This is a genomic window from Sphingopyxis sp. CR5 (assembly GCF_059693785.1).
In genome coordinates this window covers 93,808-116,697 of record NZ_JCATIE010000001.1, presented here as the reverse complement: position 1 = coordinate 116,697, position 22,890 = coordinate 93,808, and the positions used below count along the sequence as shown (strand labels likewise).

The following is a 22,890-nucleotide window of genomic DNA, read 5'->3' as shown; positions in this document are numbered from 1 at the left end:
CGGCGCGAGAGGCGCCGGGCGGGCTGAGCCGCTGTTTCCGTCGATGTCGGGGGGTGAAGCGGTCCGTCAATAATAGTCCTGAAGCGGCTGCACTTCAAGAGATCGCGCGCGCAGCGCCCCGATCGCCTCGGTCGCGGCGTGGCTTGCTGCGGCGGTCGTGTAATAGGCGATGTCGGCGGCGAGCGCCGAAGCGCGGATCGACTGCGAATCCTGCAAGCTCTGCCAGCCTTCGGTGGTGTTGAAGATCAGCTGCACGTCGCCGTCCTTGATCCGGTCGACGATGTGCGGGCGCCCTTCGGCCACCTTGTTCACGCGCTCGACCGCGATTCCCTGGCTCCCCAGATAATCGGCGGTGCCGCCGGTCGCGATCACCTGCCAGCCCCAGTCGGCGAGCTTTTTCACCGCGGGCACGATGCGCGGCTTGTCGCTGTCCTTGACCGACACGAACAGCCGCCCCTCGGTCGGCAACCGGTCGCCCGCGCCCAGCTGCGCCTTGGCAAAGGCGAGGTTGAAGTCGATGTCGATCCCCATGACCTCGCCGGTCGACTTCATCTCGGGGCTCAGCACCGGGTCGGTGCCCGGGAAGCGCGCGAAGGGGAAGACCGCTTCCTTTACCGCGACATGGGCGATGTCGCGATTGATCGTGGGCAGGTCGGCGAGCTTCTCGCCCGCCATCACCCGCGCCGCGATCTTGGCGATCGGCGAACCGACCGCTTTCGCGACAAAGGGCACCGTGCGGCTCGCGCGCGGGTTCACCTCGATCAGATAGACCTCGCCGTCCTTCACCGCATATTGCACGTTCATCAGCCCGCGCACCTGCAAAGCGCGCGCCAGCGCGTCGGTCTGGCGCTCGATCTCGGCGATGATGTCGGCGGGCAGGCTGTAGGGCGGGATCGAGCAGGCGCTGTCGCCCGAATGGACGCCCGCTTCCTCGATATGCTGGAGCACGCCCGCCACGACGACATCGGTGCCGTCGCACAGCGCATCGACATCGACCTCGATCGCATCGCGCAGATAGCGGTCGATCAGCACCGGCGAATCCCCCGACACCTGCACCGCGGTCTCGATATAATTTTCGAGCTGATCCTCGCCGTCGACGATCTCCATCGCGCGGCCGCCGAGGACATAGCTCGGCCGGGTAAGCACCGGATAGCCGATGCGCGACGCGACCGCGATCGCCTCTTCGCGGCTGCGCGCGATGCCGTTTTCGGGCTGCTTGAGCCCCAGCTTGTTGACCAGGGCGGCAAAGCGTTCGCGGTCTTCGGCCAGGTCGATCGCATCGGGCGACGTTCCCAGGATGGGAATCCCCGCCTCTTCGAGCGCGCCGGCGAGCTTGAGCGGTGTCTGGCCGCCGAACTGGACGATCACGCCCGCCAGCGTGCCCTTCGACATTTCGACGTGCAGGATTTCGAGCACGTCCTCGACCGTCAGCGGTTCGAAATAGAGGCGGTCCGACGTGTCGTAATCGGTCGACACCGTTTCGGGGTTGCAGTTGACCATGATCGTTTCATAGCCCGCATCCTCGAGCGCGAAGCAGGCGTGGCAACAGCAATAGTCGAACTCGATCCCCTGCCCGATCCGGTTCGGCCCGCCGCCCAGGATCACGACCTTCTTGCGGTCGCTCGGGTTCGCCTCATTCTCCGCCTCGCCAAAGCTCGGCGCTTCATAAGTCGAATAGAGATAGGGGGTCTGCGCCTGGAATTCGGCGGCGCAGGTGTCGATCGTCTTGTAGACGGGGCGCACGCCCAGCTTGTGACGCAGAGCGCGCACTTCGGCCTCCGTGACGCCGCCAGTCATCGCCTTGACCGTTTCGTGGATCAGCCCGGTGCCGTGCGCGACGCCGCGCGCGCCGCCACGCAGATGCACCGACTGGAGCGCCAGATAGGCGAGGCGCTTGTCCGAAAAGCCCATCGCCTTCAATTTGCGCAGCCCCGCCGCGTCGCGCGGCAGGCCGTCGGCCATCACCGCATTTTCGGCGGCGACGATCTCGGCGATGCGCTCGAGGAACCACATATCATAGCCCGCGATGCGGTTGATCTCTTCGAGCGGCAGCCCTTCGCGGATCGCCTGCGCGGCGTTGAGCAGCCGGTCGGGGGTGCGCCGCGCGAGTTCGCTCTTCAGCTGCTCGGGGCTCGCGCCGACGAGGCGGTCGACGAAGTTGAAGCCCGACAGCCCCGTCTCCAGCCCGCGCAGCGCCTTTTGCAGCGATTCATGGATGGTCCGCCCGATCGCCATCACCTCACCCACCGACTTCATCGCGGTCGAGAGCAGGGGTTCGGACCCCTTGAATTTCTCGAAGGCGAAGCGCGGGATCTTGGTGACGACATAGTCGATCGTCGGCTCGAACGACGCCGGGGTCACGCCGGTGATGTCGTTCATGATCTCGTCGAGCGTGTAGCCGACCGCCAGCTTCGCCGCGACCTTGGCGATCGGGAACCCCGTCGCCTTCGACGCGAGCGCCGACGACCGCGACACGCGCGGGTTCATCTCGATCACGATCAGGCGGCCGTCCTTCGGATTGACCGCGAACTGCACGTTCGACCCGCCCGTCTCGACCCCGATCTCGCGCAGCACCGCGATGCTGGCGTTGCGCATGATCTGATATTCCTTGTCGGTCAGCGTCAGCGCGGGGGCGACGGTGATGCTGTCGCCGGTATGCACGCCCATCGGATCGACATTTTCGATCGAACAGATGATGATGCAATTGTCCTTGCGGTCGCGCACCACCTCCATCTCGAACTCCTTCCAGCTGAGGAGCGATTCCTCGATCAGGACTTCGGTGGTGGGCGAGGCGATCAGGCCGCCGCGGACGATATGCTCGAATTCCTCGCGATTGTACGCGATGCCGCCGCCGGTGCCGCCGAGCGTGAACGACGGACGGATGATCGCAGGGAGCCCGGTGCGTTCGAGCACCGCGAACGCCTCGTCGAGCGTGTGCGCGACGCCCGAGCGCGCGCTTTCGAGCCCGATCTTGTCCATCGCGTCGCGGAACTTCTGCCGGTCCTCGGCCTTGTCGATCGCCTCGGCATCCGCGCCGATCATCTCGACGCCATATTTGGTGAGCGTGCCGTCGTTGAACAAGGCGAGCGCGGTGTTGAGCGCGGTCTGCCCGCCCATCGTCGGCAGCACCGCGTCGGGGCGCTCCTTTTCGATGATCTTCGCGACGATCTCGGGCGTGATCGGCTCGACATAGGTGGCGTCGGCGAGGTCGGGATCGGTCATGATCGTCGCCGGGTTGGAGTTGACGAGGACGATGCGATAGCCCTCCTCCTTCAGCGCCTTGATCGCCTGCGTCCCCGAATAATCGAACTCGCAGGCCTGACCGATAACGATCGGGCCGGCGCCGATGACGAGGATGGACGAAATATCTGTACGTTTAGGCATGATTTTCCCTTGCCTTCTCCCTGGAGGGAGAAGGATACGAAGCCTTGGCGGCTCGGCCACCTAGGCGCAGTTGGATGAGGGTGCACGGCGCATGACCGGCAAACGGCTGACCCGCATGGCACGCAAATTGCGGCGCGACCGCACGATGGTCGAAGACCGGCTGTGGCAACGCATCCGAAGCCGGCAGATCGAAGACACGAAATTCGTTTTTCAATTCCCCATCGGGCCTTATGTCGCCGATTTCGCCTGCCGTAGCTTGCGGCTGGTGATCGAGCTTGACGGCGGACAACATGCGGACAGCTCGGTCGATGTCGAACGGACGCGCCTGATCGAAGCGCATGGTTTCCGGGTGCTGCGGTTCTGGAACAACGACGTCGTCGGAAATATCGACGGCGTGCTGGACGTCATCCGCCGCGAGATTTTGCTGTCCCGCAACAGTCCAACCTGATCCTTCTCCCTTGAGGGACAAGGATACGCAGCCTTGGCCATGAAATGGCCTGGACAAAGTTGGCAGAGGATGCACCGCCGCCGATGCCATCAGCGCCGAGCCCCCTCACCCCAACCCTCTCCCCGTCGGGGAGAGGGAGTCAGGCCGGCGCCGATGACGAGGATGGATTGGATGTCGGTTCTTTTGGGCATTAGTTGGCCTTAACGTAAGCTAGATAGGCAACTACAATCGCTGCCACTGATACTGCGAGAGAAAAGAACGAGATCGTCAGGGTGCTAATTTTCTGAAACTTGTCGTCTGCCAAGCGATCTGAAATCGAGCGGCGATTTTGTTGCTTCTCGAAACTCTCAGCGGCCGCCTTGGCACGATCATTAAATGTAAAGAAGAATGGAGCGTGTTCTACCGTAGAGATCGTACCGAAACCTTCTGCTTCCCATATTTCCATGATCTGACGTATTTCTCGCCTATTTGCGTGAGCGTTGTTGACGCCATAAGAGTGCATCGTCGGAACTTTGAGCAGATCGACGCCATCTAAGCGTCGGTCGTTCACATATTTAACTGCATCGAGCAGGAGCAGATTTTTCATTCGTTCCAGCCTGGGAGTAATCACTTCAACCCACCGACAAACTTCTCGAACAGATAGAAGCTGTCCTGCGGCCCCGGGCTCGCCTCGGGGTGATATTGCACGCTGAACGCCTGCTTGCCCGTGATCGCGATGCCGCAGTTCGATCCGTCGAACAGGCTCTTGTGCGTCTCGACCACGCCCGCGGGCAGCGTCGAAGCGTCGACCGCGAAGCCGTGGTTCATGCTGGTGATCTCGACCACGCCGTCGGCGAAATCGCCGCCGACGCGCTGCACCGGATGGTTCGCGCCGCGGTGGCCCTGGTGCATCTTCACCGTCTTCGCGCCCGCCGCGATGGCGAGCATCTGGTGGCCGAGGCAGATGCCGAAGATCGGCATGTCGCGCTCCAGCAGCCCCCGGATCACCGGCACCGCATATTCGCCCGTCGCCGCGGGGTCGCCGGGGCCGTTCGACAGGAATACGCCCGCGGGTTCGAGCGCCAGCACCTGATCGAGCGTCGCGGTCGCGGGCACCACGGTGACGCGCGCGCCGGCCTTTACCAGGTTGCGAAAGATATTGTCCTTCGCGCCATAGTCGATCGCGACGACATGGGGTCTGCCGTCCCCCTCCCGCTTGCGGGAGGGGTTAGGGGTGGGCATTTCGGCAAGCGCCGATTCGGAAGTCGGCCCACCCCCGCCCCCTCCGGCAAGCGGGAGGGGAGAGGCATAGCCCTTGCCCAGTTCCCACGTCCCCGCGTCCCAATCCCCGGCATCCCCCCGGCTGACCTCTTTCGCCAGGTCCATCCCCTCAAGCCCCGGCCAGCCGCGCGCCATGGCGAGCAACTCGTCGATATCGAACCTGCCGTCGGGGCTGTGCGCGATCACGCCGTTCGGTGCGCCGAGCCCACGGATGCGGCGGGTCAGCGCGCGCGTGTCGATGCCGGCCAGGCCGATCAGACCCTCGGCCGCCATCCATTCGGGAAGCGGCATGCGGCTGCGGAAATTGCTGGGCGCGGTCGGCAGCTCGCGCGTGATCGCGCCGATCGCGGCGCGCGCGCTCCGCTCGACATCCTCCGGGTTCGCGCCGACATTGCCGATGTGCGGAAAGGTGAAGGTGACGATCTGCCCCGCATAGCTGGGGTCGGTCAGGATTTCCTGATAGCCCGTCATCGAGGTGTTGAAACAGATTTCGCCGACCCCGGCGCCGGCGGCGCCATAGCCCTGCCCCCAGACGATCGTGCCGTCGGCAAGGACAAGAACACCCGTCGCTCCGGCGGGCTGGGATTCGGGCGTGGTTTTCGGCGTGGCGGGGGCCATTTTCGTTGCTCCGGTCGGAAGGCTAAACGGCCGACCAACTAGGAAGCAAAAAAGTGATTCACAAGCTATCGGATTATGAATCTTGTCGCTAAAGAGACTTCTTTCCGAAATGGCAGCGCATGGGGACACGCATGATTCGCGATGACATCAAGGCTGCGCAGGTCGCCGCGATGAAGGCCGGCGACAAGGCGCGTTTGGGCACGATCCGGCTGATGCTGGCCAAGATCAAGGACCGCGACATCGAACTGCGCACCGGCACTGCACCCGCCGACGACGATGTCCTCGTCACCGACGTCCTGCAGAAAATGGTCAAGCAGCGCCGCGAATCGATCACCATGTACGAACAGGGCGGCCGCCAGGAACTCGCCGACGCCGAAGCCGCCGAGGTCGCGGTGATCGAGGATTTCCTGCCCGCGCAGCTGAGCGAAGACGAAGCGAAGGCCGCGATCGCGGCGATCGTCGCCGAACTGGGCGCGACGAGCGTCAAGGACATGGGCCGCGTGATGGCGGCGGTGAAGGACCGCCACGGCAGCCAGCTCGACATGAGCAAGGCGAGCAGCTGGGTGAAGGCGGCTTTGGGCTGAGGCTCCGGCAAGAACCGGCGACCGCAATCATAATCCCCCCTCCCGCTTGCGGGAGGGGTCGGGGGTGGGCATACGCCTTGTCATGGATGGTCGGTTCCAACCCCGTAACACCTCCCGTGCCAGGGAATTGCGCAATGCCGCCACGCCAGCCGAGCGAACCCTGTGGCGTTGCCTGTCGGGACGAAAACTCGGCGGATGGAAATTCAGCCGCCAAATGCCTGTTGGGCCCTATTTCGTCGATTTCCTTTGCCGCGAGGCACATTTGATCATCGAAATCGACGGATATTCACATAATATGCGCTCGGCCCATGACGCCCATCGCGACATATGGCTGGCGCAGAATGGTTATCGCGTTCTGCGTTTTTCCAATGCCGATGTGATCGACAATATCGAAGGTGTCGTGCGCGAGATCGAACGGCACCTTGCCCATCTGCCCACCCCTAACCCCTCCCGCAAGCGGGAGGGGAACTCATTGACGGCGAACTTGACACTTCCCCCCTCCCGCAAGCGGGAGGGGGACATATGACCGCGAACGTGACTCTTCTCCCCTCCCGCTTGCGGGAGGGGTCGGGGGTGGGCATGCCACGCTGATGACCCTCACCCCGCAATGGCTCGACGAACTGCGCTCGCGCATCACGCTGTCGACGCTGATCGGCCGCACGGTGAAGATCACCCGCGCCGGGCGCGAGTATAAGGCCTGCTGCCCCTTTCATAACGAAAAGACGCCCAGCTTCACGATCAACGACGAAAAGGGTTTCTATCACTGCTTCGGCTGTTCGGCGCACGGCGACGCGATCCGCTGGATGACCGACCAGCGCGGGCTGTCGTTCATGGACGCGGTCAAGGAACTCGCCGCCGAAGCGGGGATGGAGGTTCCCGCGCCCGACCCGCGCGCGGCGAAGAAGGCCGAGGCGCAGGCGAGCCTGCGCGACGTGACCCAGGCGGCGGCGGAATGGTTCGTGCAGCAGCTCGACAGCGCGAACGGCGCCCCGGCGCGCGACTATCTGGCAAAGCGCGGCATCTCCGACGCGACGCGGCGCGCCTTCGGCTTCGGCCTCGCGCCCAGCAGCCGCACCGCGCTCAAGGACGCGCTGAAGAAATTCCCGACCGCGATGCTCGTCGAATCGGGGATGCTGATATCGGTCGAGGACAAGGAGCCCTACGACCGCTTCCGGGGGCGGCTGATGATCCCGATCCGCGACGCGCGCGGGCGGGTGATCGCGTTCGGCGGCCGCGCGCTCGAATCGCCCGCAACCCGCAACAGCGGGAGCGGGGGGAGCGACGGCGCACCCAAATATCTGAACTCGCCCGACACCCCGCTGTTCGACAAGGGGCGCACGCTCTTCAATCTCGACAAGGCCAGCCCCGCGTCGCGGCAGACCGACCGCGTGATCGTCGTCGAGGGCTATATGGACGTCATCGCGCTGGCCGAGGCGGGGATCGCCGACGCGGTCGCGCCGCTCGGCACCGCGCTGACCGAGAACCAGCTGGGCCTCTTGTGGCGGATGGTGCCCGTGCCGGTCCTGTGCTTCGACGGCGACGCCGCGGGGCAAAAGGCGGCGATGCGTGCCGCGACGCGCGCGCTTCCCCTTCTCCGCCCCGGCTTCAGCCTCGCCTTCGCGACGCTCCCCGCCGGGCAGGACCCCGACGACCTCGTCCGCGCCAAGGGCGCCGAGGGCTTTGCCGCCGTGCTCGACGAGGCGCAGCCGCTCGTCGAACGGCTGTGGGCGCACGAGGTCGCGGCCGCGCCGCTGACGACGCCCGAAGAGCGCGCGGCGCTCAAGGCGCGGCTGCTCGACCACGCCGACGCGATCCAGGACGCCGATGTGCGGCATCATTATCGCGAGGCGTTTCGCGAACGACTCGACGCGCTGTTCGCGCGCGCGCGGCCCGACCGCGGGGCGCGAGTGCCGTGGGCGCCGGCGGGCCAGCGCGGCGGCGGCCGACGCTTCGCGCCCGACCCGCGGCTGCAACCTCCCGGTGCCGAAACGCGTTCGATCGGGGAAGCCGGAATCGCCGCGCCCTATATCGCGGCGCTGATCGGCGGATTGCTGCGCTATCCGGAGGCGCTCGCGCGGCACGAAGAGGAATTGACGCGGCTCGCGATCGGCAATCCCGCCGACGCCGAACTGCTCGGCGCGATGCTTGACAGCGCAATTGCCCAGGAAGGGCTTGATTGCGAGGGGTTGCTTGCCATATTGGAGCCGATGAAAGTGTATAATAGGGCGACGACGCTGCTCAGAGCCGACGGAATGCACTTCTCGTTCACGCGACGGCTGGAAGACGGCGACGGGGCCGATGCGGCACGGGACACCGCGCTTCGCGACCTCGACGACTATATCGGCGTGCTGGTGACCCAGCCGGAAATCCGTGCCCGGCTGGCCGAGGCCACTGCGGATTTCCAGCGCACGATGGATGAAGACGGCCTGGCGCGGCAGCAGAAACTGCGCGCAATGGACGAGGATTTGACCCGCCGGCTGGCTGCGCTGACCGAGAGCAGCCAGCGCTGACGACTTTGAGTTTATGCCCTTTAGGCAGGAAGAATGATGGCCACCAAGACCAACGCCGAAACCGATGCTCCGCTGATCGACCTCAACGAAGCCGACGTCAAGAAACTGATCGCGCGCGGCAAGAAGCGCGGCTACCTAACCTATGACGAGCTCAATGCGGCGTTGCCGCAGGACCAGATGTCGTCGGAGCAGATCGAGGATATCATGTCGGCGATCTCCGACATGGGCATCAACATCGTCGAAAGCGACGAGGACGTCCAGGAAGAGGCCGAGCAGGAAACCGACGACGAAGTCGACGTCTCCGCCGGCACCGGTTCGGTTTCGAATCCCGCGGTCGAAAAGAAGAAGGAAACGGTCGATCGCACCGACGATCCCGTTCGCATGTACCTGCGCGAAATGGGCGCGGTCGAGCTTTTGAGCCGCGAAGGCGAAATCGCGATCGCGAAGCGCATCGAGGCGGGCCGCGACACGATGATCCTGGGGCTGTGCGAAAGCCCGCTGACCTTCAACGCGATCATCGAATGGTCGAACGCGCTCAACAATGGCGACATGCAGCTGCGCGAGATCGTCGATCTCGAAGCGATGCTGACCAAGGACCCCGCGCCCGAAAACCTCGACGAAGAGGAAGAGGACGACGGCGAGATCAGCGAAAAGAACGCCGGCGTCTCGTTCAAGGACGACGACGAGGTCGAGGACGAGCCCGACGCGGACGGCGAAGACGAGGATGGCGAGGGCACGGCGAAGAAGCGCGAAGGCTTCGACGACGACGACGAGGACAATACGCTCAGCCTCGCGGCGATGGAGGAACTGCTCAAGCCCGACGCGCTCGAGAAATTCGCCGCGATCACCAAGAGCTTCAAGGCCTTCCAGAAGCTGCAGGACGCGCGGCTCGAGGCGCTGTCGGCGGCGGGCGAGTTCCCCGCGGCATCGGAAAAGAAATATCACAAGCTGCGCGAAGAGCTGACCGCGCAGGTCGAAAGCGTGCAGTTCCACGGCACCAAGATCGAATATCTGGTCGACCAGCTCTACAGCTACAACCGCCGCCTGACCGCGCTCGGCGGCCAGATGCTGCGCCTGGCCGAGCGTCACAAGGTTCCGCGCAAGTCGTTCCTCGACCATTATATCGGCCGCGAGCTCGAAGAGAATTGGCTCGACGAGGTCGGCAAGCTCGACAAGAAATGGGCCGCCTTTGCGGAGAATGAGGGCACCGCGGTCGATCGTATCCGCACCGAGATCAGCGAGATCGCGCAGGCCGCCGGCATGAGCCTGCCCGAGTTTCGCCGCGTGGTGAACATGGTCCAGAAGGGCGAGCGCGAGGCGCGCATCGCCAAGAAGGAAATGGTCGAGGCGAACCTGCGCCTCGTGATCTCGATCGCAAAGAAATACACAAACCGCGGCCTGCAATTCCTCGACCTGATCCAGGAAGGCAATATCGGCCTGATGAAGGCGGTCGACAAATTCGAATACCGCCGCGGCTACAAGTTCAGCACCTATGCGACCTGGTGGATCCGGCAGGCGATCACGCGTTCGATCGCCGACCAGGCGCGCACGATCCGCATCCCGGTCCACATGATCGAGACGATCAACAAGCTGGTGCGTTGCAGCCGCCAGTTCCTGCACGAAAGCGGGCGCGAGCCGACCCCGGAGGAAATGGCCGAGCGCCTGTCGATGCCGCTCGAAAAGGTGCGCAAGGTGATGAAGATCGCCAAGGAGCCGATCTCCCTCGAAACGCCGATCGGCGACGAGGAAGACAGCCACCTCGGCGATTTCATCGAGGACAAGAATGCGATCATCCCGGTCGATGCCGCGGTGCAGTCGAACCTCAAGGAAACGGTGACGCGGGTCCTCGCCTCGCTGACTCCGCGCGAGGAGCGCGTGCTGCGGATGCGCTTCGGCATCGGGATGAATACCGACCATACGCTTGAAGAGGTCGGACAGCAGTTCAGCGTCACTCGCGAGCGCATTCGCCAGATCGAGGCGAAGGCGCTCCGCAAGCTGAAGCACCCGTCGCGCAGCCGCAAGATGCGCAGCTTCCTCGACCAGTAAGGCGGCGCGGCCGCCCGCCGCCCGCCCATTCATCGAATATCAACGGTGGCCGGTCTAACCGGCCACCGCTTTGTCATGCGGGCCGGATAGGACCGCGGCGTCGCCGGCAACGGCGCCCCCGCCCCGACCGACGCGCGACGACAGGAACAAGACCGGGATCGATGGCAACATTTACCGATTGATGGGAAATTTTCCGACCTCGATCGCGCATCACCGTACGGGCGACACGGCAAAAGCCCGGGAAATCGGGGCATAGGTGAATTTGGCACACCCCTTGCGAAGCATGGGGCATGAGCGCGGGGGAGGCCCGCCGCCAGGATGAAAGACGAAAAAATGGACAGCGAAACCACCAATCTCTTCCGCCGCCGCGACACCTTCTTCGGGATCTGCGAGGCCGTGGGCCAGGACTTCGGCTTCAACCCGCTGTGGCTGCGCCTTGCCTTCATCGCGCCGCTCTTCTTCTTCCCGATGCAGAGCTTCATCGCCTATTTCCTGCTCGGCGGCGTCGTGCTCGCCTCGCGCCTGATCTTCCCGGAACGCCGGACCAGCGGCACGGCCGCCGCGCTCACCGCGATCGAGGGCGAAGCGCCCGCGGCCGGCAAGCGCGAGGAGCTCGCGCTCGCGGCCTGACCCGATCGCCGGGGCCGGCGGGCCTTCCCTCTCCCCGCCTTGCCCGCCCCGGCGCCCGCGGCCCGACCATCCACGGGCCGCACCCGAAAGGACCGGCATGCCTTCCAGACGGCTTGCCGGTCCTTTGTCGTGAAAAGGCCACCGCCCGTCCCCAAGCGGGACATCGGCCCGATATTTCCGGGGCGCTTATAAACGCGACGTTTACGACGATGGCCTATGGTCGTTCCTTGCCATGAAATCGCGCGGGGGGCGCTTGTCCCGCCGCGACGTGTGAGGACAAAGCGTTTGAGCCAGTCGACCCAGCCCCGGACCGAGACGCGCAGCGTCGCCGAACTGCTCGATGCGCTGGTCGCCAGCGAGGGCACCGGCGCGCATCCGCACGTCAAGGGCGGCGCGCTCTCGAACAGCCCCGATGCGATGCGCAACCTTGCCGATGCCGTCCATTTCCTCTGCCTTCTCCACGGCCGGCATCCCGGCGTGATCGACGGCGCCGCACGCAAGGCGGTCGACGGCGCCGCGCGCCGCTGGCTCGACGAAGCGGCGCAGGCCTTCGCACAGGAACGCGCCTTTCTGTCCAAGATTGCGGCGGCGGTCGGCCCGGTGCCGAGCACCCCCGGCCAGGACCAGTGCGAAGCCGCGGTCGCCGCGCAGTGCAAGGCGCTCGACATGCTCGCCGAATCCGATCGCAACGGCTGCGCGCTCGGCGCCGCGATAGCCCTGACGCTCGACTGGCGGACGATCCGCGTCCTGCTCGACATCAGCGCACAGCGGCTCGACATGGCGCCGCCGCGTTGCACGCTGCCCGACCTGCCGGGCACCGCCCGGCTCGCGGCGGCGGTCGCCGACGGCCCCGCGACCGAACGCGCGATGAGCTTCGGCGCGCAGCAGCTCATCGCCCAGCATAGCGGGCTCTGGGACCTGCTCTCGGCGCGCGCCGCGGCCCGCGCGCATAGCTAGGGTCAGGACCCTAAACCGTCTCTCCCGCGACGGCGGGGGCCGCCGGGTGCCTCGTTCCAACCTCGATGTGGTGACGACAACGGCCCCCCGCCTTCGCGGGGGCGACGCCCGTGGCTTGCACCCTTCCCCTGCCCCCGCTATGCCGATCCCGAGTTGACGTTCACGTTAAGGGAAAGGCAGCGACGCCATGCGTTTCGAAGGTACCAGCGCCTATATCGCGACCGAGGATCTGAAGGTCGCGGTCAACGCCGCGACGATGCTGCGTCGCCCGCTGCTCGTGAAGGGCGAGCCCGGAACCGGCAAGACCGTCCTCGCCGAAGAGGTGGCCAAGGCCTTCGACGCACCGCTGATTACCTGGAACATCAAGTCGACGACGAAGGCGCAGCAGGGACTCTACGAATATGATGCGGTCGCGCGCCTGCGCGACGGCCAGCTCGGTGAAGAGCGCGTCCACGACATCCGCAACTATATCAGGAAGGGCAAGCTGTGGGAGGCGTTCACCGCGCCAAGGCTCCCCGTCCTCCTGATCGACGAGATCGACAAGGCCGACATCGAATTTCCGAACGACCTGCTTCAGGAACTCGATCGCATGGCGTTCCACGTCTATGAAACCGACGAAACGATCACCGCAAGGGAACGCCCGATCGTCGTCATCACCTCGAACAATGAAAAGGAACTGCCCGACGCCTTCCTGCGCCGCTGCTTCTTCCACTATATCAAATTCCCCGACCGCGACACGATGGCAGAAATCGTCGAGGTCCACTTCCCCGGCATCCAGAAGACGCTCGTCAGCCGCGCGATGGACATTTTCTACGACGTCCGCGACGTGCCTGGGCTCAAGAAAAAGCCGTCGACGAGCGAACTGATCGACTGGCTGAAGCTGCTGCTGGCCGAGGACATGCCGCTCGAGGTGCTCCAGAACCGCGACGTCGGCAAGGCGATCCCCCCCTTGCACGGCGCGCTGCTCAAGAACGAACAGGATGTGATGCTGTTCGAAAAGCTCGCCTTCATGGCGCGGCGCCAGGGAAGCTAGGCGAGAAATCAGGACGTCGGGAATCGACCGATAGCTGCCATCAAAGCTGTGACGCGTCCCACGGCGACAGCCGTAAAGTTTCTCTTTGTTGAGCGATCGTTGAAGCAGCGTCTTGTCTTAACTTTGCCGGGTCCGACGTGAGCTTGGACATGTGCGCGGCCTTCTGATGAAGCACCGACGTTTGACCCCCGGAGGTATTCAACACACTGCCGAACATTTCGGTTGCTTCATCGTTACGCCCGGCTAGCCCTGCGGCGACCCCGGCGTTTTAGGCCATCCAACCGGGATGCCCCGGTGCCTGCCGTTCTCCGGTCCGCGCCCGTTCCAGGAGAATCTCGGCCGTATCGGCTAGGGAACTAAACATTGCCGCAAGTCGCCGTGCTTCGTCGGCCGCCTTATCGGCGAGGCGCGCGACCGCCACAGCGAACTGTTCATCCGATGCGTATTCCTCGAAGCCTTCTAAGCGCCCGCCGAAGTCGAAGCTGATCGTGCCGATGTCCGTCCAGAGCCAATGGGCAGCGACGTTAAGATAGCTGCCCTTGCTCCATGAGCTTGGCTGGAACTCGACAACAGCGAGCCACCAAGAATGATCGAATAACCATAAGCGCGACTGCCCCTTGCGCTGAAAGCCTATGGGCCTGAGCACGGCTTTCGCGGCATTGGCAATGATCTTGTCGTGTGGGCCCGGCATTTGTCCTCCGTGCCAAACCTATTCGCGCTTCCGTCCACTTCCCACCCCAAAACGGCCATTGCCGTCAGCGTCGAATTTGTTCCCGCCGCGCAGGCCTCTGCCCTTCAAAGCTGGTACGCGACCTCGACGTCGCCCCAGCGGCGGCCGCCGATCACGACGGGCATATAGACGTTGCGGACCGTGATATAGTTGATGCCGTCGCCTTCCTGGCGATAGACGGTCATGAAGAACGGCGCGGTGCTGCGCTTGGCCGCGGCGTCGGTCTCGTCATAGAGGATGCGGCCGTTGCGGCAATGCGCGGTGTCGTGCTCGATCTCGCCGGTCGGTGCGCGCGAGCAGTCGGTGATATGCGTCGGCAGAAAGCCGTTCATGTCGCCCGCCGACGACATCTTGATTTCGGGATGGCTGGCCACGGTGCGATCGAACAGCGGCCGCCAGTTGGCATCGGCCCAGTCGCACAGGCTGGTGCGGAAACGCTCGGGGTTCGACCCCGGCACGCGCACGTAATCGGTGTCGAAGAGCTGTTCCATCGTCAGCTCGCCCTTCGCCAGCGCGGCTTCGGCGATCGCGACGAATTCGTCGCGCACCCGCGCCGCCAGGTCGACCACCGCCGAATCGCGCGGGCTGACCCCGGCCGAGATCACGGCGTTGAACATGCGGTTCGATACATTCTCCATCGACAGGATCGAATCGCGCGTCGCCTCCAGCGTCGAGCTATTGTCGCGGACCGACGTGACGACGCGGTCCATCGCCTCGCGCACTTTCGCCCCGTTGGCATGAACCATCGCGCTCGACTGCGCGATGCGGTCGCTCTGGTCGTCGAGCAGCGCGACGAGGTGCGTCGCATCGTGCAGCGCGTCGGTGATCGTCTCGAACTGCGCTTCGGCGCGGCTCGACTGCTCGACCCCCGACTGGATTTCGGCGACCAGCCCGCTCGCCTCGGTCGAAAGGCTGCCGATCGAGCGGCGGATTTCATCGGTTGCGCCGCGGGTATTCTGCGCCAGCTTCTTCACCTCGGCGGCGACGACGGCGAAGGTGCGCCCGGCATCCCCCGCGCGCTCGGCCTCGATCGCGGCATTGAGCGCCAGCATATTGGTGGTCTTGGCGATCTGTTCGATCGACTGGCTCACCTGCTGCACCTGCTCCATCACCGCGGCGAAATTGGTGACATGGGTGCCGAGCCGCGCGACGAGGTCGATCACCGAACGGAATTCGGTCACCGCGCCGTTGACGCGCTCGGCTCCGGCGTCGAGCTGTTCGCAGGCGCGCGCGGACAGCAGCTTGGCCTCGTCGGTCGAATCGGCGATCTGGCGCTGGTCGGCCTCCAGGCTGACGACATAATCCTCGAGCCGCCCGAGTTCCGAAATCTGGCGATCCATCTGGTCGGTCGCACGCTTGATCCGCCCCGCGGCCTCGCTGCATCCCACGGCGAGTTCGCCGCAGTCGCTCGCTACCGACTGGTCGAGCACCGGCTGGGCCGGGTTGATCGGATCATATTTCATTGGCGCACCCACGTCATTTGATCGCAAAGCTATGACAAGGATTGGTTAACGGGGCGTCAATTCGCCGGGGCAGATGGCCCGCGGTTCAGGCCGGGAGGCGATATTTCAACCCGTGCAGCCCGACCACCCGATCGTCGTCGCAAACCGGCGCGGCAATCAGCCGGATCCAGTGCGTCCGGGCGCGCTCTGGACCGATTTCGACGTCGAGGGTGAAACCGCGGCGATGGGCGATCGCATGCGCGCGCAGCCGTTCCATCGCCGCGCGCGATCCCTCGCAATAACGCGCGACCGCATCGGCGCGCGACACGCGCGCACCGCGCGGGAACCCGAAAAGGTCGTAAACCGCATCGGACCAGCTCAGCCGGTCGTCGGCAAGGTCGCAATCCCACGTCCCGATATCCATTTGGGCGAGCAGGTCGGCGCCCGGCCCGCCTTCGTTCGGCATCGCCGCACGCGGGCGCACATCGGCCCGGTCGACCCAGCCGACATCGAAATGCCGCGCCCGCTCGAACAGCGGCCAGCTATGATGCAGCGGCAATGGATATTGGTGTCGCATGGCCCCCGGCCCCCTTCGCGTCCGACCCTATCGCCCGCCTTTTAAGAAAGGATAAGCGCCGTGCAAGGACGGGCGGACGGTTCAGGCGGCACCCAGCACCTTCGCGATCATGCGCTCTTCCTTGGCGACCCAGGGCGCCAGGCTCGGCCGCGACAGGATCGCCTCGCTCCATGCCGCGATCTTCGGATAGCGCGCGGGATCGGCGACCGTGCCGCAGTGCCGGACGTTCATCAGCGGCGAAACCGCGGCCAGGTCGGCCAGGGTCAGCCGGTCGCCGACCAGGAACCCCGACGCGGGGATCGCGCTTTCCAGATAGTCGAGCAGCTTGGGCAGTTCCTCGGCCTCGGCCGCCGCCGCGGCGGCCAGGTCGCCGTCGCGTCCCAGGAACTTCGGGGCGACGATCCGGTTGAAGAACATCTTGCCGCTGCACGCCGCGAACACCGTGTCGCCGAATTCGTCCCACCAGATCACGCGCCCGCGCTCCTGCGGGTCGGCGGGGATCAGCGCGGGTTCGGGGTGCTTAGCCTCCAGATAATGGATGATCGCGCTCGAATCGGCGAGGAGGAAGCCATCGTCGTCCATCGCCGGCATCTTGCCGAGCGGCGACGCGGCGCGGAATCCGGGATCGGGATCGCCGATGCCCACGCCCTTCAACTCGAACCCGATCCCCTTCTCGCCCAGATAGGCGAGCAATTTCCGCACGAAAGGCGACACCACCGAACCGTAAATGATCATCGAACCCATCCTCTTCCTGACGCGCGCGCACCATAGGCGATGCGTTTCGAACCGCAACCCGTCCCGACGAGGCGAGCCTTTGTCGCGACCGTCGCCCGGCGCCGGGCAAAAGCCGCTTGCTATCAGCCGTTTGGCGTGGAAGAGTCGGCGTTCCCGGGGGCGCTGCAGGGGCAGCCACGAAACAGGATAAATCCAATGCGCCCATCCGTCTGGGCAGATCGGCTGATGGCCCTGTCGGTGCGCGCCATAGGGCTTGTGATCATGCTCGGGGCACTGGCCATCGCCGGCGCCAGCTTCTTCTACAACAAGGCGCAGGAGGCCGATCAGGCGGCGCGCGTCGCGATGCTCGTGAACGGGCATCTGCGCGACCAGCTCGGCGTGCTCGAAGGGGTGCGGGCGCTTTATCAGTCGGACATGGTCGAAAACGGCCCCGGCATCCGCGCCTATCTCGCCGCGCTGCAACCGCAAAAGCGGGCGCCGGGAATGCAGGGGGTGGGGATCGCGATCGCGATGCGGCCAGGCGATTCGACCGCGGTCGAGGATCGGCTGCGCGAAAATTACGGACAGGTGCTGCGCCCGTGGCCCGCGACCGACCAGCCGATCGCCTTTCCGATCATCCTGATCGAACCCGACAGCGTCCGCAATCATGCCGCGCTGGGCTATGACATGTACAGCGAACCGGTGCGGCGAGAGGCGATGCGGCGCGCCTGGCAGACCGGTCAGCCCGCGGCGAGCGGGATTGTCGAGCTGGTCCAGGAAAGCCGGGCCCGTGCCAAGCAGCCGGGATTCCTCATCTATGTTCCGGTCTATGCGAAGGTCACGACGCGCGAAGAGGCGCTGCGCCCAGCGCCCCCCGCGCGTTTCGACGACCAGGATGCTGGCGACGACATCGTCGCGACCAGGCGCGGTGCCCATCCGATCGAGGGGTTCGTCTATGCTCCCTACCGGATCGACGACCTGATCGACGCGGTGCTCGGTCCGGAACTCGACCGGCTCGACGGGATCGAAATCTACGCCGGCGAGGGGCCGAGGGCAGAGCGTATCTTCGCGCGCGGCCGCATCGGCTGGGACGCGCACGAGCAACGCTTGCAGCTTGCCGACCGGCAATGGGTGATGCGCATCTCCTACGGCCGCTTCATCGATCGGCTCGGGCGGCCGCTCGCGATCCTGCTCTTCGGCATCGCGCTCGCCTTCCTCGCGATCCAGCTCCACAAGCTCCAGCATCGCCGCATCGGCGCCTTCCGCGCGCTCGCCGCCGAAAAGGCGCGCCATGCCGAAGATCGCGAGCTGATGATCGGCGAGATGGCGCATCGCATGAAGAACGCCTTTGCGCGCATCGGCGCGCTCGCACGCATCACGCTGCGCGAATCGAGCGACCTCGACGATTTCGAGGCGCGCTTCGACGGGCGGCTGCGCGCGCTGTCCGACGCAAAGCAGATGCTGGTCACCGGTGCGGTCGACAGCGTCGAACTCGGCGACATCGTCCGGCGCGAACTCGACATCGCCGGCTGGCCCGCCGACCGCCTCGCGACGCTGACCGGGCCCGAGGTGCGGCTCGACGACGAAGGGGCCCAGGCGATCGCGCTCGCGGTGCACGAACTCGTGACCAACAGCATCAAATATGGCGCGCTCGCGGGCAAGGGCGAGCTCGCGGTCGGCTGGTCGTGCGATGCGGGGCGCGTCCGGCTCGACTGGACCGAAAGCGACCTGCCCGCGACGCCACAGATCGACAGCGAAAGTTTCGGCACCCACTTCATCCGCTCGATGATCGAACGCCAGCTCAAGGGAAGCTGGGAGCGTACGGCGGCCGATCGCAGCCTGTCGGTCGTCATCCGCTGGCCCGCCGCTCCAGCGGCGGATTGACAAGCCCCCGCGCCCCGGCAACAGAAGCCGCAAGGGAGTGGCAGGGTGACCGGAAAGCTATTGCGACCAACTTCGTTCGACGTCGCCGAGCGCGCGGGCGTGTCGCAATCGACCGTTTCGCGCGCGCTCAGGAACAGTCCCGGCGTCAACGCCGAAACCCGGGCCCGCGTGTCCGCTGCCGCGCGCGAGCTAGGCTATGTCGTCGACCGCCATGCCTCGTCGCTCCGCCTCAAGAGCAGCGAGACGATCGCCCTCGTCACCATCTGCCGCCCCGGCGAGGACCGCAGCGCGATCAACCCCTTCTATTTCGCGCTCCTCGGCAGCATCGCCGCCGCGACCTCGGCGCGCGGCTTCAACCTGCTCGTCAGCTTCCAGGAGAGCGAGGCCAATTTCCGCGCCGATTTCGTCGCCTCGGGGCTTGCCGACGCGATGATCGTCATCGGCACGACCAGCAACCGCCCCGCGTGGGACTATTTCGCACAGGCACAGGCGAGCGGGTTCGACTTCACCTGCTGGGGCAGCCCCGGCGATCCCTTCCACTGGATGCGCAGCGATAACGACATCGGCGGCCGCCTCGCCGCCGAGCATCTCGTCGCGCGCGGGCGCCGCACCCTGGCCTTCGTCGGGCCGCAACGCTCGCCCCAGCGCCAGTTCGACGAGCGCCGCGACGGCTTTACCGCCGCGCTTGCCGCGCGCGGTATCGTCCCGGTCATCGCCGAGCCGCCGGCCGGCCCCGACCGCCATGCCCAGGGCGTCGCCGCCGCGCGCGAGCTGCTCGCCGCGCATCCGGGCATCGACGGCATCTTCGCCGCCAGCGACATGCTCGCGCTGGGAGTGCTTCAGGGGATCAAGGAGATGGGGCGCAGCGTCCCCGGCGACGTCGCGCTGATCGGGTTCGACGGCATCCGCGCCGGCACCCTCGCCGACCCCGCGCTCACCACGCTCGAGCCCGACCTCGACGCCGCGGGCGAGGCGCTCGTCGCGATGGCGCTCGAAGACGCCGACCACAGCCGCAGCGGCACCCGCATCCCCGTCCGCCTCGCGGTCCGCGGCACCGCCTGAACGCCGCGCGCGTTTGAATATCCCGCCGCGCCATGCCAGCGCGAACGCCAGCAGCGACGCGTCGCCCCACATCACTCCGCCTCCGCGTCCCGATATTCCAGGATATCGCCCGGCTGACAGTCGAGCGCCGCGCAGATCGCCTCGAGCGTCGCGAAGCGCACGCCCTTCACCTTTCCCGTCTTCAGCAGCGACAGGTTGGTCAGCGACAGGCCGACGCGCCCGGACAGTTCGCTCAGCGACATCTTGCGCCGTGCCAGCATCACATCGAGGTTGACCACGATCGCCATCAGAGGAACCCCTCATTCTCCTCGCGCAGCGCCGCGCCGGCGCCGAACGCCTCGGCCAGCGCGAGCACGCCCAGCCCGACGAGCAGCAAGGTCGGGTCGAGCGACAGGTCGATCCGCACCGCCTGTTTCCCCGCCTCGCCCGCCGACACCGACGCGAGCAGCAGCGTCCCGGCATCGCCCGGCACCACCTGCCGCAGCAGGATCAGCTGCGCGAGCACCTCGCTCGCGATGCGCCAGGCGAAGAGCGCGATCATCGCGCCGCCGATCAGCCGCAACCGCCGGACATTGGGGCGCGCGAAGGGCGACCCTGCCCCCACCGATCCCGCCAGCCGCCGCAGCAGCACCAGCATCGCGATCCACAGCCCGCCGCCGACGATCAGGTCGATCCCCTGGAACAGCCGGTATCCGGTGCCCCCCGCGCCGACGTCGAGCTGCCCATGATCGAAGACCATCTGCCCCACCGCGCGTCCCGCCGCATCGAGCACCGGCATCGTGCGCGCCGGCGTGTCGGTGACGATGGGCAGCGTCGTCTGCACCGGCTGCCCCGTCGCAAAGGCAAAGGCCCAGAAGCCGAGCCCGAGCAATAACCCGAACAGGGAGAGCCCCAGCGCGATGGTCAGCAGAAGGCGAAGCAGGCGAGTCGGCATGGGAGGATCCTTTCGCCCGATGCCATACCTCGCCATTCATCATCATACAATGATATTTTTATGTTTTACATAAATTAATCGCTGTTTGACGACATGACCGCTCAATCCGTCCAGCCCGCCCCTCCGTTCGCGCCGCCGTCCTCGCCGCCATCCAGCGCCCAATCGTCCCGCTCGGCCAGACGCGCGCGGACCTCGGCCGGCATCGGCTGGTGGCAGCGGCGGCATTCGCCGGTTTCGGCCTCTTCGCGCGCGACCGCGGCTTGCATCATGCGCAGCTTGTCCCCCAGCCTGGCGATCGCGCTCGTCGGATGGAAATATTTGACGCCCCGGGGGTCGAAGCGCCAGCCCTCGAAATGCTCGGCGGCGGTGATCGTCGCTTCGGGATCGTAGCGCCGCTGCCCCGGCACCGCGACCCCCGGGGCGTCCGGCCCGCCGAGTTCGCCACGCTTCAGCAGCAACGCAAGGATCGAATCCGACGGCATCACCCGCCGCTCGACCTCCTTGCCGCCCCGATAGATGATCATTTCGCGTCCCTCGACCGCACGCTGGTGCGCCACCGCTTCAAGCCCGCGCTTCGCCTTCGCGACCGCCTCCGCACAGGCGCGATCGAATTTGGCAAAGCGCCGCCGCGCGTCGTTCACCGATTTGCGGCTTACCCCCGCCACCCGCGCCGCATCGGTGACGCATCCCGCCTGCGTCAGCGAAGCCAGAAACACCCGCGTCCGCACCGCCGTCCACCCATCGCCCCGCACCCGCAACCCCGGCATCCACGGATTCGCGCCCCCGCTCGCCCCCTCGCCTTCCGGGGAGGGGCAGCGAGAGTTGCTCGCGCGCTGGCTGGTCGCAGCGGGGTGGGCGCCGTGCCCCTCAGCTCCTTTTTCGTCCTCCGCTTTCGCCCGCGAATCCCGCTCCACGTTCCGGCCCATAGCTTCACCTCCGAATCGCCCTGGAATGAATCGAGATGATTTTGAACCTATTTGGATAATGTAGGAAAGCGAAATATTCAAACCCGCCCTCATGCGTCATTCCGGACTTGATCCGGGATCCACCGCGGCGCCGAGGTCATGGACTCCGGATCAGGAGTTGAGCTGGAAAGCAGCGACTGGGCGAGACGGCCGTGCGTTCATGCGATGGCTTGGCGGCTATTGCACCTGTCGCCATAGCGCCTCGCTTGAGCGGGCCCTCAAACCAGATCGTCCACCCTAACCCCCAACGCGTCGGCCAGCTTGCGCGCCGTCTCCACCGACCCCTTGCCGCGCCCCGCCTCGATGTCGGCGATCTGCACCCGGTTGACCCCCGACGCCTTTCCCAACCCCACCTGCGACAGACCGCGCAGTTCGCGCCAGACGCGCAAGGGGCTTTCGCCCGCGATCAATCGTTTGGCATAGTCGGCGGGCACCAGTTCCTCCTCGCCCGCCGCCAGCGCCGCCTTGGCGCCGTCATAGGCGCGCAGGTCGGCCAGATCCTCGGCCGCTTCGCGCAGGCGGTCATATTCTTCGCGGGGGATAGTCACCATCTTGTTCATGCGATCAGTCCTTCATTCATAGACGCTGCCACGCGGGCCGATTTCGAGCACCGCCAGCACGACGCCATCTTCCATGATCACGCGCCAGCCGCCCACGCGCAGCCGGACGCCGTCGCGCCCCTTCAGCGCCTTCACATTATTCACCTGCGACGCGGGGTCGGCGGCATAGGCCTCGATCTTGCCGACAATCCGCGCCGATGTGTTGGCGGGCATGCGCCGCAGCGCCTTGATCGCGGATCGCGTGTAGCTGATCGGCTTCATTGGAATGTGTGTAGTCTATGACTACAATGTAGTCAAGAACTACGCTCCTTTTCGTCACCCCGGACTTGCTCCGGGGTCCAACTTTTCGAAGTTGCCGCATGGACCCCGGATCAAGTCCGGGTGACGAGGAAGGGAAAAGCACCCGTTCCCCTCCGCGTCTCTGCGTCTCCGCGTGAACCAACCCACCCCCACCCCCTTGCATTTCCCGCCCTCCGGCGTAGGGAGGCGCCGAACATAAACCGCGCGCGCGACTCCCCTTTGCCCCGCTCTCCCGGCCGGGCTTGCGGGTCG

At 65.9% G+C, this 22,890-nt stretch carries 22 protein-coding genes; 10 read left to right on the top strand and 12 right to left on the bottom strand.

Annotated features, from left to right (window positions below; genetic code table 11):
- Positions 1-66 precede the first annotated feature (66 nt).
- The gene (gene carB, locus AC58D2_RS00545; protein ID WP_497386280.1) at positions 67-3,384 is read right to left on the bottom strand and encodes a carbamoyl-phosphate synthase large subunit; all 3,318 of its coding nucleotides are present in this window, start codon (positions 3,382-3,384) and stop codon (positions 67-69) included.
- A gap of 127 nt (positions 3,385-3,511) precedes the next feature.
- Here carB and AC58D2_RS00540 point away from each other — a divergent pair, with 127 nt between their 5' ends.
- A complete protein-coding gene (locus AC58D2_RS00540) occupies positions 3,512-3,832 on the top strand; it encodes an endonuclease domain-containing protein (protein ID WP_497386278.1) in 321 nt (106 codons plus the stop codon).
- A 190-nt stretch (positions 3,833-4,022) separates the two neighbouring features.
- On the opposite strand, the gene AC58D2_RS00535 is transcribed toward AC58D2_RS00540, so the two are convergent.
- On the bottom strand, positions 4,023-4,418 hold the full coding sequence (locus tag AC58D2_RS00535; protein WP_497386276.1) for a hypothetical protein: 396 nt from the start codon (positions 4,416-4,418) through the stop codon (positions 4,023-4,025).
- 20 nt (positions 4,419-4,438) lie between these two features.
- Positions 4,439-5,710: a glutamine-hydrolyzing carbamoyl-phosphate synthase small subunit gene (gene carA / locus AC58D2_RS00530; protein ID WP_497386274.1), complete on the bottom strand. Its 1,272-nt coding sequence runs from the start codon at positions 5,708-5,710 to the stop codon at positions 4,439-4,441.
- Positions 5,711-5,841: 131 nt separating this feature from the next.
- On the opposite strand from carA, the gene AC58D2_RS00525 reads away from it, so the two are divergent.
- From AC58D2_RS00525 to AC58D2_RS00495, 7 genes are all read left to right on the top strand, one after another.
- Positions 5,842-6,294 carry a GatB/YqeY domain-containing protein gene (locus AC58D2_RS00525; protein WP_497386272.1) on the top strand — a complete coding sequence of 151 codons (453 nt, stop codon included), beginning with the start codon at positions 5,842-5,844 and terminating at the stop codon, positions 6,292-6,294.
- Positions 6,295-6,376: 82 nt separating this feature from the next.
- Entirely contained in the window at positions 6,377-6,820 is a 444-nt protein-coding gene (locus AC58D2_RS00520) for an endonuclease domain-containing protein (protein ID WP_497386270.1), read from the top strand.
- A gap of 64 nt (positions 6,821-6,884) precedes the next feature.
- Positions 6,885-8,804, top strand: a complete 1,920-nt coding sequence (gene dnaG / locus AC58D2_RS00515) for a DNA primase (protein ID WP_497386268.1) — start codon at positions 6,885-6,887, stop codon at positions 8,802-8,804.
- 36 nt (positions 8,805-8,840) lie between these two features.
- Positions 8,841-10,850 (top strand): RNA polymerase sigma factor RpoD, encoded by a 2,010-nt coding sequence (gene rpoD, locus AC58D2_RS00510; protein ID WP_497386266.1) that lies wholly within the window; start codon positions 8,841-8,843, stop codon positions 10,848-10,850.
- A gap of 318 nt (positions 10,851-11,168) precedes the next feature.
- On the top strand, positions 11,169-11,480 hold the full coding sequence (locus AC58D2_RS00505; protein ID WP_497386264.1) for a PspC domain-containing protein: 312 nt from the start codon (positions 11,169-11,171) through the stop codon (positions 11,478-11,480).
- 285 nt (positions 11,481-11,765) lie between these two features.
- On the top strand, positions 11,766-12,437 hold the full coding sequence (locus tag AC58D2_RS00500) for a DUF6975 family protein (protein ID WP_497386262.1): 672 nt from the start codon (positions 11,766-11,768) through the stop codon (positions 12,435-12,437).
- A gap of 187 nt (positions 12,438-12,624) precedes the next feature.
- Entirely contained in the window at positions 12,625-13,470 is an 846-nt protein-coding gene (locus tag AC58D2_RS00495; RefSeq protein ID WP_497386260.1) for an AAA family ATPase, read from the top strand.
- Positions 13,471-13,738: 268 nt separating this feature from the next.
- Here AC58D2_RS00495 and AC58D2_RS00490 read toward each other — a convergent pair whose 3' ends face one another.
- The 4 genes from AC58D2_RS00490 to AC58D2_RS00475 all read right to left on the bottom strand — a co-directional run bounded on the left by AC58D2_RS00490 (position 13,739) and on the right by AC58D2_RS00475 (position 16,954).
- Complete coding sequence (locus tag AC58D2_RS00490) at positions 13,739-14,161, bottom strand: DUF4304 domain-containing protein (protein ID WP_497386258.1); 423 nt, start codon at positions 14,159-14,161, stop codon at positions 13,739-13,741.
- A gap of 104 nt (positions 14,162-14,265) precedes the next feature.
- Positions 14,266-15,663, bottom strand: coding sequence for a methyl-accepting chemotaxis protein (locus AC58D2_RS00485; RefSeq protein WP_497386256.1), 1,398 nt, complete (start codon positions 15,661-15,663; stop codon positions 14,266-14,268).
- A gap of 85 nt (positions 15,664-15,748) precedes the next feature.
- The gene (locus AC58D2_RS00480; RefSeq protein WP_497386254.1) at positions 15,749-16,219 is read right to left on the bottom strand and encodes a hypothetical protein; all 471 of its coding nucleotides are present in this window, start codon (positions 16,217-16,219) and stop codon (positions 15,749-15,751) included.
- Positions 16,220-16,300: 81 nt separating this feature from the next.
- Positions 16,301-16,954 (bottom strand): glutathione S-transferase family protein, encoded by a 654-nt coding sequence (locus tag AC58D2_RS00475; RefSeq protein ID WP_497386252.1) that lies wholly within the window; start codon positions 16,952-16,954, stop codon positions 16,301-16,303.
- A 195-nt stretch (positions 16,955-17,149) separates the two neighbouring features.
- Here AC58D2_RS00475 and AC58D2_RS00470 point away from each other — a divergent pair, with 195 nt between their 5' ends.
- The gene (locus AC58D2_RS00470) at positions 17,150-18,817 is read left to right on the top strand and encodes a CHASE domain-containing protein (protein WP_497386250.1); all 1,668 of its coding nucleotides are present in this window, start codon (positions 17,150-17,152) and stop codon (positions 18,815-18,817) included.
- Positions 18,818-18,862: 45 nt separating this feature from the next.
- Positions 18,863-19,879, top strand: coding sequence for a LacI family DNA-binding transcriptional regulator (locus tag AC58D2_RS00465; protein ID WP_497386248.1), 1,017 nt, complete (start codon positions 18,863-18,865; stop codon positions 19,877-19,879).
- Positions 19,880-19,950: 71 nt separating this feature from the next.
- Here the strand turns inward: AC58D2_RS00465 and AC58D2_RS00460 are convergent, their stop codons facing one another.
- The 5 genes from AC58D2_RS00460 to AC58D2_RS00440 form a co-directional block, all read right to left on the bottom strand.
- Positions 19,951-20,166, bottom strand: a complete 216-nt coding sequence (locus AC58D2_RS00460) for a helix-turn-helix domain-containing protein (protein ID WP_497386246.1) — start codon at positions 20,164-20,166, stop codon at positions 19,951-19,953.
- Positions 20,166-20,813, bottom strand: a complete 648-nt coding sequence (locus tag AC58D2_RS00455; protein ID WP_497386244.1) for a DUF2975 domain-containing protein — start codon at positions 20,811-20,813, stop codon at positions 20,166-20,168. Before AC58D2_RS00455 ends, AC58D2_RS00460 begins: the two co-directional genes overlap by 1 nt.
- Positions 20,814-20,914: 101 nt before the next feature.
- Positions 20,915-21,580: a hypothetical protein gene (locus AC58D2_RS00450; RefSeq protein ID WP_497386242.1), complete on the bottom strand. Its 666-nt coding sequence runs from the start codon at positions 21,578-21,580 to the stop codon at positions 20,915-20,917.
- Between the two features lie 416 nt (positions 21,581-21,996).
- Positions 21,997-22,338, bottom strand: a complete 342-nt coding sequence (locus tag AC58D2_RS00445) for a helix-turn-helix transcriptional regulator (RefSeq protein ID WP_497386240.1) — start codon at positions 22,336-22,338, stop codon at positions 21,997-21,999.
- 12 nt (positions 22,339-22,350) lie between these two features.
- A complete protein-coding gene (locus tag AC58D2_RS00440; protein ID WP_497386238.1) occupies positions 22,351-22,599 on the bottom strand; it encodes a type II toxin-antitoxin system RelE family toxin in 249 nt (82 codons plus the stop codon).
- Positions 22,600-22,890 lie beyond the last annotated feature (291 nt).

Excerpts from the sequence above, each read along its gene's own strand:
- carB (WP_497386280.1), bottom strand. The coding sequence starts at position 3,384 with ATGCCTAAACGTACAGATATTTCGTCCATCCTCGTCATCGGCGCCGGC.
- AC58D2_RS00535 (WP_497386276.1), bottom strand. The coding sequence starts at position 4,418 with ATGAAAAATCTGCTCCTGCTCGATGCAGTTAAATATGTGAACGACCGA.
- carA (WP_497386274.1), bottom strand. The coding sequence starts at position 5,710 with ATGGCCCCCGCCACGCCGAAAACCACGCCCGAATCCCAGCCCGCCGGA.
- AC58D2_RS00525 (WP_497386272.1), top strand. The coding sequence starts at position 5,842 with ATGATTCGCGATGACATCAAGGCTGCGCAGGTCGCCGCGATGAAGGCC.
- AC58D2_RS00520 (WP_497386270.1), top strand. The coding sequence starts at position 6,377 with ATGGATGGTCGGTTCCAACCCCGTAACACCTCCCGTGCCAGGGAATTG.
- dnaG (WP_497386268.1), top strand. The coding sequence starts at position 6,885 with ATGACCCTCACCCCGCAATGGCTCGACGAACTGCGCTCGCGCATCACG.
- rpoD (WP_497386266.1), top strand. The coding sequence starts at position 8,841 with ATGGCCACCAAGACCAACGCCGAAACCGATGCTCCGCTGATCGACCTC.
- AC58D2_RS00505 (WP_497386264.1), top strand. The coding sequence starts at position 11,169 with ATGAAAGACGAAAAAATGGACAGCGAAACCACCAATCTCTTCCGCCGC.
- AC58D2_RS00495 (WP_497386260.1), top strand. The coding sequence starts at position 12,625 with ATGCGTTTCGAAGGTACCAGCGCCTATATCGCGACCGAGGATCTGAAG.
- AC58D2_RS00490 (WP_497386258.1), bottom strand. The coding sequence starts at position 14,161 with ATGCCGGGCCCACACGACAAGATCATTGCCAATGCCGCGAAAGCCGTG.
- AC58D2_RS00485 (WP_497386256.1), bottom strand. The coding sequence starts at position 15,663 with ATGAAATATGATCCGATCAACCCGGCCCAGCCGGTGCTCGACCAGTCG.
- AC58D2_RS00480 (WP_497386254.1), bottom strand. The coding sequence starts at position 16,219 with ATGCGACACCAATATCCATTGCCGCTGCATCATAGCTGGCCGCTGTTC.
- AC58D2_RS00475 (WP_497386252.1), bottom strand. The coding sequence starts at position 16,954 with ATGATCATTTACGGTTCGGTGGTGTCGCCTTTCGTGCGGAAATTGCTC.
- AC58D2_RS00470 (WP_497386250.1), top strand. The coding sequence starts at position 17,150 with ATGCGCCCATCCGTCTGGGCAGATCGGCTGATGGCCCTGTCGGTGCGC.
- AC58D2_RS00460 (WP_497386246.1), bottom strand. The coding sequence starts at position 20,166 with ATGGCGATCGTGGTCAACCTCGATGTGATGCTGGCACGGCGCAAGATG.
- AC58D2_RS00455 (WP_497386244.1), bottom strand. The coding sequence starts at position 20,813 with ATGCCGACTCGCCTGCTTCGCCTTCTGCTGACCATCGCGCTGGGGCTC.
- AC58D2_RS00450 (WP_497386242.1), bottom strand. The coding sequence starts at position 21,580 with ATGCCGGGGTTGCGGGTGCGGGGCGATGGGTGGACGGCGGTGCGGACG.
- AC58D2_RS00445 (WP_497386240.1), bottom strand. The coding sequence starts at position 22,338 with ATGAACAAGATGGTGACTATCCCCCGCGAAGAATATGACCGCCTGCGC.
- AC58D2_RS00440 (WP_497386238.1), bottom strand. The coding sequence starts at position 22,599 with ATGAAGCCGATCAGCTACACGCGATCCGCGATCAAGGCGCTGCGGCGC.